At 44.3% G+C, this 10,164-nt stretch carries 11 protein-coding genes and 1 tRNA gene; 2 read left to right on the top strand and 10 right to left on the bottom strand.

Going from position 1 to position 10,164, the window contains the following annotated elements; all coding sequences use genetic code 11:
* From INF28_RS04865 to INF28_RS04855, 3 genes are all read right to left on the bottom strand, one after another.
* The coding region (locus INF28_RS04865) for a transposase (protein WP_226392353.1) at positions 1–864 on the bottom strand (864 nt) is incomplete at its 3' end.
* A gap of 117 nt (positions 865–981) precedes the next feature.
* Positions 982–1,638, bottom strand: a complete 657-nt coding sequence (locus INF28_RS04860; RefSeq protein WP_226392352.1) for an epoxyqueuosine reductase QueH — start codon at positions 1,636–1,638, stop codon at positions 982–984.
* Between the two features lie 18 nt (positions 1,639–1,656).
* The gene (locus tag INF28_RS04855; protein WP_226392351.1) at positions 1,657–1,962 is read right to left on the bottom strand and encodes a hypothetical protein; all 306 of its coding nucleotides are present in this window, start codon (positions 1,960–1,962) and stop codon (positions 1,657–1,659) included.
* A 259-nt stretch (positions 1,963–2,221) separates the two neighbouring features.
* On the opposite strand from INF28_RS04855, the gene INF28_RS04850 reads away from it, so the two are divergent.
* Positions 2,222–2,298: transfer RNA gene (locus INF28_RS04850), tRNA-Arg, on the top strand.
* 185 nt (positions 2,299–2,483) lie between these two features.
* Here INF28_RS04850 and def read toward each other — a convergent pair.
* From def to INF28_RS04815, 7 genes are all read right to left on the bottom strand, one after another.
* Complete coding sequence (gene def, locus INF28_RS04845; protein WP_226392350.1) at positions 2,484–2,945, bottom strand: peptide deformylase; 462 nt, start codon at positions 2,943–2,945, stop codon at positions 2,484–2,486.
* 55 nt (positions 2,946–3,000) lie between these two features.
* Complete coding sequence (gene priA, locus INF28_RS04840; protein ID WP_226392349.1) at positions 3,001–5,502, bottom strand: primosomal protein N'; 2,502 nt, start codon at positions 5,500–5,502, stop codon at positions 3,001–3,003.
* Positions 5,442–6,647, bottom strand: coding sequence for a bifunctional phosphopantothenoylcysteine decarboxylase/phosphopantothenate--cysteine ligase CoaBC (gene coaBC / locus INF28_RS04835; protein WP_226392348.1), 1,206 nt, complete (start codon positions 6,645–6,647; stop codon positions 5,442–5,444). Before coaBC ends, priA begins: the two co-directional genes overlap by 61 nt.
* A gap of 105 nt (positions 6,648–6,752) precedes the next feature.
* On the bottom strand, positions 6,753–7,088 hold the full coding sequence (gene rpoZ, locus INF28_RS13070; protein ID WP_404815143.1) for a DNA-directed RNA polymerase subunit omega: 336 nt from the start codon (positions 7,086–7,088) through the stop codon (positions 6,753–6,755).
* Positions 7,085–7,654: a guanylate kinase gene (gmk, locus tag INF28_RS04825; RefSeq protein WP_226392347.1), complete on the bottom strand. Its 570-nt coding sequence runs from the start codon at positions 7,652–7,654 to the stop codon at positions 7,085–7,087. Before gmk ends, rpoZ begins: the two co-directional genes overlap by 4 nt.
* The gene (locus INF28_RS04820) at positions 7,644–7,919 is read right to left on the bottom strand and encodes a DUF370 domain-containing protein (protein ID WP_226392346.1); all 276 of its coding nucleotides are present in this window, start codon (positions 7,917–7,919) and stop codon (positions 7,644–7,646) included. Before INF28_RS04820 ends, gmk begins: the two co-directional genes overlap by 11 nt.
* 123 nt (positions 7,920–8,042) lie before the next feature.
* Positions 8,043–8,918, bottom strand: coding sequence for a YicC/YloC family endoribonuclease (locus INF28_RS04815; RefSeq protein WP_226392345.1), 876 nt, complete (start codon positions 8,916–8,918; stop codon positions 8,043–8,045).
* A 504-nt stretch (positions 8,919–9,422) separates the two neighbouring features.
* Between INF28_RS04815 and INF28_RS04810 the strand changes: the two genes are divergently transcribed.
* Complete coding sequence (locus tag INF28_RS04810) at positions 9,423–10,136, top strand: C40 family peptidase (RefSeq protein ID WP_226392344.1); 714 nt, start codon at positions 9,423–9,425, stop codon at positions 10,134–10,136.
* Positions 10,137–10,164 lie beyond the last annotated feature (28 nt).

The raw sequence follows: 10,164 nt of genomic DNA, 5'->3' as shown, positions 1-10,164 counted from the left end.
TCCATCATCTATTATTTTTTTACATATCCACGGTGTTTTGTATCCTGCGTCTGCAACTATTGTTTCTATTTCAGGAAATTTTTCTGTAAGTTTATCATACAATCCATCAAAAGCTACACTATCGTGTACATTGCCCGAATTTACCTCCACTTCCAGTATATATCCGTTTTGATCACAGGCTGTTTGTGCTGAATACGCAAAACACTTTTTGTGTTCTCCCTTGTGGAAAACTCCGCTTTCGGGGTCTGTTGTTGATTCGTTTATTATTTTTTCTTCTTTTTCCTTTTTACCTTCAAACGGCTTCTTACCGTGTTCTTCCCTGTCCTCGTTGATTTCTTTCATAAGCTGATCTTCATATATTTTTGAAGCCTGCGGTACTGCTTTTTTTACGACCTTTTTCATATTCGCATTTGCTTTGATATGCGTCCCATCTATAAATACTGCTTCGAGTGATAAATATCCTGCATTGTTTATTTCATTCAATATCCAGTTGAAAACATTTTCTACTGTGTGTTCGGTAAATCTATGTTTAAAGTTGTAGCTTACTGTTGAAAAATGTGGTATTTCTTCATTCATCAAATACCCCAAAAACCATCTGTAGGCTACATTCATGCTTATTTCTTCGTGTGTCCTGCGCAGTGAGCTTATTCCATACAAGTGCTGTATCAACACCATTTTTACCAGCACAACAGGGTCAACGCTCGGTCTGCCATTGTTTTTGCAATACAGATCTGTTACAAAATCGTAAATATGTGTAAAATCTACCGCACTATCTATTTTCCTCAGTAAATGATCTTGCGGCACAAATTCTTCTATTGAAAATATTTCTACTTGATTTCGTTCTTTCTTGTTTGTTCTTAGCATTTTTATCACCCAACCTTATTTTACCACATAACAAACAAAAAGCCCAGCTTTTGCTGAGCTTTTTCGACAGGCTGACAGCTTGATTTATCATGAAAATCAAGCTGAAAATATATGTCTTTATGAAAGCGAAGCCTGTTGTTCTCTTTTTTGAAGTATTCTGTCGCGTTTTGAGTAGATACAACCGCAATAGTCTTGCCGGTATAGGTTATATTGTCGCGAAAGTTCAATAGAGCGCTGATAACCGCCCCGCTTTTTGAAATCAGCAGGCAGGTATGCGGTGTGGTATTCTTCGGAAAGCCGAAAGCCAATTTTGTTCAGAGCTTGGGCATTTTTTAACGGGCTGATGGAAAGCGTAGATGTAAAATAATCATAATTCCCTTCTTTTGCGGCTCTGGCGGCAGCACGAAGCCGCAGTTCGTAGCACTTCAGACAGCGGGCGCCGCCTTCCGGCAATTCTTCCATACCCTTGGCAATGGACGCAAAGGCGGGATGGTCCCAATCGGTATCTCGAATCGTTACGGGATTTTTCCAGCTTTCTTCTTTGATCAGTCGAATCTGTTCCGCTTTGCGGTGTTCATATTCTTCTATTGGTGCAATGTTGGGGTTATAATACAAAACCGTAATGGTAAAATATTGGGTCAAATATTCCAGAACATAGCTGCTGCATGGAGCACAGCAGCTATGAAGCAACAAAGAAGGCGTTTGCTTTTTGGCTGTAATATTTGCTAAAATGGTTTCCAGTTCTTTTTGATAGTTGATATTTGGCTGTGCCATTTGCATGGCTCCTTCCTTTTATCTTTCGTCCGCAGCCGGGACATAAGTTTCAAAGTATGCAATCATGTCATCCGCATGCTGCTGTGTGATTTGATTGTTTTCTACCATATTTTGCAGCTGGGAAAAAAGCCGTTCCAGCAGTGCATCTCTAAATTCGCTCAGCACACCTAAATTTTGTGCCAGCTTCCACGGTGTTATGCCTGTTTGCAGCATTTGTTCCATTTCCGTTTCAGGAGCTCCTGATAATTCGGCAAGCAAACGGACGACACCGCCGCTTTCTGTTTCTGTGGCTAAAATTTTCCTTTCTTTCATATCTGCTGCCATCTGAATCCTCCTTTCAGCATATCATATATATTCTTAGTTGTGTCCGATTATATCCGAGAATGAAAATTCTGTAATAATTTTACACTATTATCATAACAAACCTTTGTGAATAATCAATGAACATAGAATTAATTTTTCAAATTACTTTTGGCAGCTTAGCTGCTCTTTTTGTTATTTCTTTGGGAAAAATAATTTTTTTGAAAAAAAAGCTTGCATTTTTTTGATGATGGTGGTATAATAAATGAGTTCGATTTCATATGTGCCGCTAGCTCAGCTGGATAGAGCGTCTGACTACGGATCAGAAGGCCGGGGGTTCGAATCCTCTGCGGCACGCCAAGCAGGAATGGAGTTTCTCCATTCCTTTTTTTGTGAAAAATGTAGTAAAGTTTTGTACATCAAAAAGCCGCAGACAAACAAATATACATTGTTTGTCTGCGGCTTTTGCGTCAGTATGAAGTGTGCGGAGGGAATTTGATCAATGTACGAATTGCCAAAAAATCAGAACATGGCACCGGAATCAGTTATTCGTCCTCGTCCTCCAGCCATTCTGTAACCAAATTCATAAACATTTTTCCATCTAAATGATCCAGTTCATGACAGAAGGCGCGGGCCAGCAGACCCTCGCCAGTTAGTTCGCGTATTGTACCGTTTCGGTCCATAGCCCGGACGGTAACGCGGTTGGGGCGGGTAACCAGGCCAAATTTCCCTGGATAGCTCAAACAGCCTTCTGCATCGGTTTGTTCGCCGTCAGTTTGAATAATTTCAGGATTAATCAGTTCAATCAGTCCGTCACCTATGTCAATCACAACGGCACGCCGAAGAACGCCTACCTGAGGAGCAGCCAGTCCTACACCGCCAGATTCGTATAGGGTATCTGCCAGATCGTCCAATAGGGTCAAGGTGCGTTGGTCTATATTTTCAATGGTTCGGCATTTTTTGGTCAGAACCGGATCGCCCACCGTCAGAATTTTTCTAATTGCCATATTCAACACTCCGTTTCTTTCTGGTATACCGGGATTTTCTTAATCTCTGTGATAGTTATAACATATTTGTTGGGTTAATGTCAATGGTTAAAGTGTTTTTGGAATTTCCGGCATTGTGTGCCGTACTTATTTGCCGCAAAAGTGGTAAAAGTTGTTGGGTATCTGCTGCTTTCAGGAAAATGCGGTATCGGAATTTATTTTTTATTTTGGCGATGGGAGCCGGATCTGGACCTATTGTTTGAAGGATAGCGCCCTGAATTTCGGGACGGCTGTTCAAAAGTAGACCGATGTTGGCAATTTCTTGTTTTACCTGTCTTTCGTCTTCGCCGGAAAGAACAATGTGAATCATGTCACAAAAAGGAGGATACTGCATTTTTTCCCGGTATTTCATTTCATTTTCATAAAAATCCGGATAATTCTGTTCTTTTGCCAAGCGAATCGTAACATTTTCCGGCTGATAGGTCTGAATAACCGCACGTCCTTCGGTATTGCCTCTCCCAGCCCGGCCGCACACCTGGGTGATGAGGGAAAAACAGCGTTCGTTAGCCCGATAGTCATTAATATTAAGAGAGGTATCTGCCGCCAGAACGCCTACCAGTGTGACATCTGCAAAATCAAGGCCTTTGGTTACCATTTGGGTACCTAAGAGAATATCTGCTTCTCCGTTTTTGAATCGATTCAGCAAAATTTCATGCCCGCCTTTGCCGGAAGTGGTGTCAAAATCCATTCTCAAAACGCGAACACCGGGAAAAAGGGTATAAAGTTCTTCTTCAATTTTTTGTGTTCCAGTTCCAAAGAATTTGATATACTGTGAGCCACATTCCGGACAAACGGTTACATTCTGGCAGGTATATCCGCAGTAGTGACAGGCCAGATGGTCAGAACTTCGGTGGTATGTTAAAGCGATGCTGCAGTGGGGGCATTCCATCACATAGCCGCATTGGCGGCAGGAAACAAAGGTGTTGTAGCCTCTGCGATTTAAAAATAAAATTGTTTTTTCTTTTTTGTCCAGATTTCTGCGAATTTCATCCTGCAGCCGGATGCTGATGGATGACATATTGTGATAATCCAGAAGTTCACTGCGCATATCCACGATACGTGCTTTGGGAAGTGGATTTTGATTATATCGCTGATGCATTTCAAACAGGCGGTATTTTTGAGTTTTTGCTCTATAATAGGAAGTCACGGAAGGGGTGGCGGACGCCAGAAGAACGGGTGCACCGTGCTTTGCTCCCCGGCGAAAAGCGATGTCACGGGCATGATAGCGGGGCGCGGTTTCGGATTTATAGCTGTCTTCGTGTTCCTCGTCTAAAATAATAATTCCCAATCGTTTAAAAGGTGCAAAGATGGCGCTGCGCGCGCCTACTACCACGTCCACTTCACCGTGGCGGATTTTGTACCATTGGTCAAATCGTTCTCCTTGAGAAAGGCCGCTGTGCATAACGGCAACCGAGGTACCGAACCGGCTGACAAACCTTTCTACCATTTGAGGAGTCAGAGAAATTTCCGGAACCAGCATAATGGCCTGTTTCCCCTGTTTGATGCATGTTTCAATCGCTTGGAGAAAAACTTCTGTTTTGCCGCTCCCCGTTACCCCGCGGAGCAGAATCTTCTCATGGAGATTATGGGTGATCAGACGGTTGAGATAGTCAATCACCGGTTTTTGTTCTTCGGTCGGGATATACGGGACGGAAGGAGTGTATTGATCTGGGGCATAGGCCGTGCGCAGAAACGGTTCCCGGTAAATAGAAATAATTCCTTTGTCCTTGAGTGCATTCAGTGCATTGTAATTTCCATCGGAGATTAAAACCAAATCGGAAGTGGGAAGGTCACCGCAGTCGCAGAGGGTTAGCACCATATCCGCCTGGACCGTTGCCCTGCGGCTTCGAAGTTCATCTGCGGTGGCATAACCTTCTTCCGGAGAAAAATTCAGCCTTGCCTTTCGAATATATTTTAAGGAAATGGTATTGTCAATTTTTTCTCGGATTTCAAGAAGGCCTTTGTCTTGCAGTGCATAGGCGCTGGAGCGGATGCTTGTCCGGTGCAGTGCGGCTTCAAGTTCGGCCATTTCCGCAAAGCCGTCATATTCTTTCAAAGTATCCAGAAGCCGGCGTTGGGGTGCACTGAGTTTTTCCTCGGTATCTTTTAGGAAAAACAACCATTGCCGCAGACGGGTGCCAAGGTAGGGGGGCTTGACTTGTCTGTAGCTTTGCTGAAAAGAACATAAATATTGATGGCGCATCCAAACACACAGACTAATCAGTTCCTCTGTCAGAACGGGAAGAGGATCCAGACAACGGATTAGTGGTTTCAGGGAAGGAAATTCGCTGGTTTGGCTCACTGAAAGAATGAGTCCTTCTACGGCGGTATTTCGGACGCCAAAGGGTACCAATACCCGCATCCCCGGCTTGGCGACGCGTTCAAGCTCTGGAGGGATCAGATAGTCAAACAGTTTGTCTACGGCGTGCCGTGCATCCGTAAGAGCAATATTTGCGATCATAGCGCTCTGATCAGCCTGTCTAATAGTGCATTGGCAACCGCGTCCTTGCTCATGCACGGCAGAGCTTCTGTTTTACCGTCCTTGCTGAGAATGGTTACTACGTTGGTATCCGTTCCAAAGCCCGCGCCGGCATTGGTCAGGTTATTGGCGACAATAAAATCAGCGTTTTTCTTTTTCAGTTTTTTCTGAGCATTTTCTAAAAGGTTTTCTGTTTCCATGCAGAAACCTGCAATCATTTTTTTCCCGCCAAACCGATCCCCCAGCGCCTGCAAAATATCAGGATTGGAGGCAAGGGGCAGGCAGATAGAATCTTTGCCTGCTTTTTTTATTTTTTGGTCTTGATATTCAGCAGGACGGAAATCTGCCACTGCGGCGGCTTTGATAATCATATCTGCGTTTTCTGCGTTTTCCATCACTGCGTCAAACATATCTTGTGCAGAAATTACGTTGACAATTTTTATGCCTTCAAAGGCTTTTTGCGTGTTTGGCGCAGCAATCAGGGTGACATCTGCGCCACGGAGATAGGCGGCATTGGCAATCGCATATCCCATTTTTCCGCTGGAATGATTGGTCAGAAAACGTACCGGATCCAGGGCTTCCTGGGTGGCGCCAGCTGTGACCAGGACACTATGGCCGGACAGATCTCCTACCGGACGCAGTGCAGCAGAAAGTACCGCATCGGCAATCCGCTCCGGATTTGCCAACTTGCCGGTTCCCATGTCACCGCAGGCAAGGCGGCCGTTTTCCGGCGCAATAATCTGGTAGCCCAGACGGGAAAGCTTTGACAGATTTTCCTGAACAATTGGATTTTCATACATTTGTGTGTTCATGGCTGGCGCCAGCAGGACGGGCGCACGGGTGGCCATGACAGTAGTAGTGAGCATATCATCTGCTATCCCACCGGCGATTTTGCCGATGACATTGGCGGTGCAGGGGGCAATGACAAAGACATCGGCGGCCTGGGCCAGGGCGATATGGCGGACTTCCCAGCTTTTGGGTTCCTCAAACATATCTATCGCCACCGGATTTTGTGACAGAGTCTGTAAAGTCAGCGGGCAGATGAATTTTGCAGCAGAGCGGGTCATAATCACCCGGATATCTGCTCCCAGTTTTTTTAAGCGTGAAGTCAAATCCGCGGCTTTATATGCGGCAATGCCACCGGTAATACCAAGAACAATACAGCGGTTTTCAAGTGGAAGCATAGAAATTCCTCCCCGATCAGTATATTTGTGCCGTAAAACAGCGAAAACAATGAAACGCCGGTCTCGAAGAGTGCCGGCGTTTTCAGTAATGACAGAAGCCTGAGCTTAAAGGTTTTCTGTAGGTTCCGCCGGCTGAGAAATGCTTTCGGCGGTATCTGCAGACGCCGTTTCCGGTTCTGTATTGCCCGGCATTACAGTGCCTTCCTCTGGGACAGAAGCCGAAGAGGCGGAAACTGTGGCGGAGGGGCTTTTCATGTAAATGCGAAGCTTATCTTGATAGATTTCATTGGTGGCAATAGAAACCTCTTTGTTGGAGTCGCAGTCACATAGCGGTTCTGCTCCAGCGGAAAGCTGGCGTGCACGACGGGCAGCTTCAATTACCAAAATATACCGGCTTCCGGTTTTTTTTACCAATTCAGCAATGGGGGGATAAATCATCATACAGCAACACTCCTTGTTTCAATAATATCTTTCACAGTTTGAACGGCGTTTTCAAGTACGTCGTTAATCACAACATAATCATATTTGCTCTGTTGGGCCAGCTCCTGGTCAGCGGCGGCAATGCGCCGGCTGATTTCTTCCGGGCTTTCAGTGCCGCGGCCGGTCAGCCTTTCATGCAACGTTTCTTTATCAGGCGGGGCAATAAAGATATAGATTCCTTCCGGAAAATTATCTTTCACATGCAAAGCCCCCTGTACATCAATTTCAAGCAGAACATTTTTACCGGCATTTAATTTCTCCTGTACCGGCAGCAGGGGTGTACCGTAATAATTGCCGTTATACACTGCCCATTCCAGAAATTGATGGTTATCAATCATGGCTTGAAATTCCTGGTTGGTTTTAAAATAATAGGTAACGCCTTCTTTGTCGACCGTGCGGGGCTTTCGGGTGGTAGCGGAAACCGACAATATCAGATTGGGACATTGACGAAGCAATATTTCGCATATGGTGCCTTTTCCAACACCGGATGGCCCGGAAATGACAATCAGTTTTCCCTTAGTCTTCATCTTCTGCTGTATCCTCCCTGGGTTCATCATCCTTGGGCTCGGCGCGGCCTGCAATGGTTTCCGTCTGAATGGCGGAGAGAATTACGTGATCACTGTCCGTAATAATTACCGCGCGGGTTCGTCTGCCGCAGGTGGCATCAATCAAAAGCCCTTTGTCCTTGGATTCTTGAACAATTCGTTTAATCGGTGCGGAATCAGGACTTACAATTGCAATTACCCGGTCACCGGAAACAATGTTTCCAAAGCCTACATTAATCAGCTTCATAATCGTTCCATAGCCTTTCTGCCCACAAAAATCAAAAATACGCTTGGTTTCATCTGTGGGCAGATGGCGTATGCGCGGTAAAAGCCGCTTATTAATCTTAATTAAATAGGAACAGTCAAAGCTTTATTCTATGTTTTGAATCTGCTCCCGAATTTTTTCAATAATCGATTTCATTTCAACCACATGAGCAGCGATTTCCATGTCATTGCCTTTTGAACCAATGGTGTTTGCCTCGCGGTTCATTTCCTGAACAATAAAGTCCAGTTTTTTGCCAATGGGCTGTTGTGTTTGCATTGCAGTTTCAAAAGCAGCAATATGGCTGCGCAGTCGCACAGTTTCTTCGTCTACGGCAGTTTTGTCCGCAAATAGGGCTGCTTCGGTTAAAATTCGGTTTTCATCAACTGATGTTTCGCTCAGCACTTCCTGTAGTTTGGTCCGAAGGCGCTGGCGGTATGCTTCAACGCATTGGGGAGAACGTATTTCAACGGCCTCTACTTCATGAAGCAAAGCGCTAAGATGCTGGCGCAGGCTTTGTTCCAGACGGGCGCCTTCTGTGCAGCGCATCTGGCTAAATTCCTCCAACGCTTTTTGGAAAACCCCGGCCACCAGTTCAGAGAGGTGTGCCTCATCGGTTTCTTTGTATTCGATGCGGAAAATATCATGAAAATCCGTCATCGAAGAAAGGGTAAGATCGTCTTTAAGACCGTATTCCGTAAGCAGGCGAAGCGCATTCATATATCCTTCTGCCGCCGAGCGGTCTAGTGTAATCACCTTGTCATCGGATGCTTGTTTTTCCAGATTTAATAGAATTTCTACCTTACCACGGGCAATGCTGTTCATGGCAAGCGTCCGCAGTTTGTCTTCCAGGAATGTATAGAATCTCGGCGTTTTAATGGTAAAATCACTGTACCGGTGATTTACGGACTTGATTTGTACCTGAATGGAAAAACCTTCAATTACTTCTTCACAGCGGCCAAAGCCGGTCATACTCCTGAGCATGAGATAAGCATCCTTTCCTAGATTATAGGCATTGGGTTCGTCATCATAATTACTGTAATCTAAATTATTATACCATAAAAAATAAAATTTGCAAAGCTTTTTTTCATTGGAATTTATTTTGCAGGAAATGACAATGATTTTAACAAAATTGAAACATTTTTTTAACCGTTTTGTAGTTGCGAAGATGGGAAAATGATGCTATGATAGATAAAGATAAATTGGCAATTTACATAGTTTTTATAAAAAATTTAAAAATGTTAACAAAAAGTTCACAATTTGCGCAAGCCCCATAATTACAGGAGTTTGCGCTTTATTATTTTTGGATAAAATAGGTGATTTGAGCTTGTTTTAGGGGTGCTTGGTTGACTTTTTTAGCAAAAAGGTATATAATAGCAAACGTGTTGTTTGAGAAACACAAATTTTTTTGATCAACAAACTATATGCTGGAAGGAAGTGAAGAGGAGGAATTAAGCATATCATTATCTAATTTGGAGGTTTTTTGTTTTGAGTTTTCAAAAGAAAGGTATTAGAAGAATTGTTGCAACACTTTGTGTATTGATGACAATATCTGCTTTTATAATAGCTCCGGTGTATGCAATTGATGAACCAAGTGATTTTGGTCAATACTATGGTGTTGTAAATGCCAGTACACTAAACGTTAGGGCATCCGCGTCGATGGATGCGGAAATTCTGACCACCCTTTCCATGGGTACATATGTTAAGGTGAATTGGATTGAACCTGGCTGGGTTAATGTTGCATATAACGGGGATGGCTTGATGGGATATGTGCCCTCGGATTATTTTACGGTTTATGAAGGAACCATTCCGGAGGTTACAACTACCGGAGGACAGGCGGCTGTAGAAGTTGCAAAACAGTTCTTGGGTGTTCCTTATGTTTATGGAGGAACTTCTCCGAGAGGTTTTGACTGCAGCGGATTGATGCAGTATGTATATGCGCAGCTGGGTTATAGCATTAATCGTGTTGCCGCAGATCAGATGAAAAATGGGATCGCCGTTTCGAGAGAACAGCTGATGCCTGGAGATCTGGTTGGATTTTACAGCAGTCCCGGCGGTGGTTATGTGGGTCATATCGGAATGTATGTAGGCGATGGCATGATGATTCATGCACCTCATACCGGTGATGTGGTGAAATACACCAGCATCGACAGTGCATACTATAGCAGCCGTTTTGCTGGCGGACGCAGAATCATTTACTAAGAAGCGAATATAAAAGAGCCGCGGCGGA

The organism is Ructibacterium gallinarum (genome assembly GCF_014982785.1).
Lineage (GTDB): Bacteria > Bacillota > Clostridia > Monoglobales > Monoglobaceae > Ructibacterium > Ructibacterium gallinarum.
The sequence above is the reverse complement of the archived record's forward strand: the minus strand, read 5'-3'. Positions and strand labels throughout refer to the sequence as shown.

Coding starts and splice junctions, on each gene's coding strand:
- INF28_RS04860 (WP_226392352.1), bottom strand. CDS start 1,638: ATGGCACAGCCAAATATCAACTATCAAAAAGAACTGGAAACCATTTTA.
- INF28_RS04855 (WP_226392351.1), bottom strand. CDS start 1,962: ATGGCAGCAGATATGAAAGAAAGGAAAATTTTAGCCACAGAAACAGAA.
- def (WP_226392350.1), bottom strand. CDS start 2,945: ATGGCAATTAGAAAAATTCTGACGGTGGGCGATCCGGTTCTGACCAAA.
- coaBC (WP_226392348.1), bottom strand. CDS start 6,647: ATGCTTCCACTTGAAAACCGCTGTATTGTTCTTGGTATTACCGGTGGC.
- rpoZ (WP_404815143.1), bottom strand. CDS start 7,088: ATGATGATTTATCCCCCCATTGCTGAATTGGTAAAAAAAACCGGAAGC.
- gmk (WP_226392347.1), bottom strand. CDS start 7,654: ATGAAGACTAAGGGAAAACTGATTGTCATTTCCGGGCCATCCGGTGTT.
- INF28_RS04820 (WP_226392346.1), bottom strand. CDS start 7,919: ATGAAGCTGATTAATGTAGGCTTTGGAAACATTGTTTCCGGTGACCGG.
- INF28_RS04815 (WP_226392345.1), bottom strand. CDS start 8,918: ATGCTCAGGAGTATGACCGGCTTTGGCCGCTGTGAAGAAGTAATTGAA.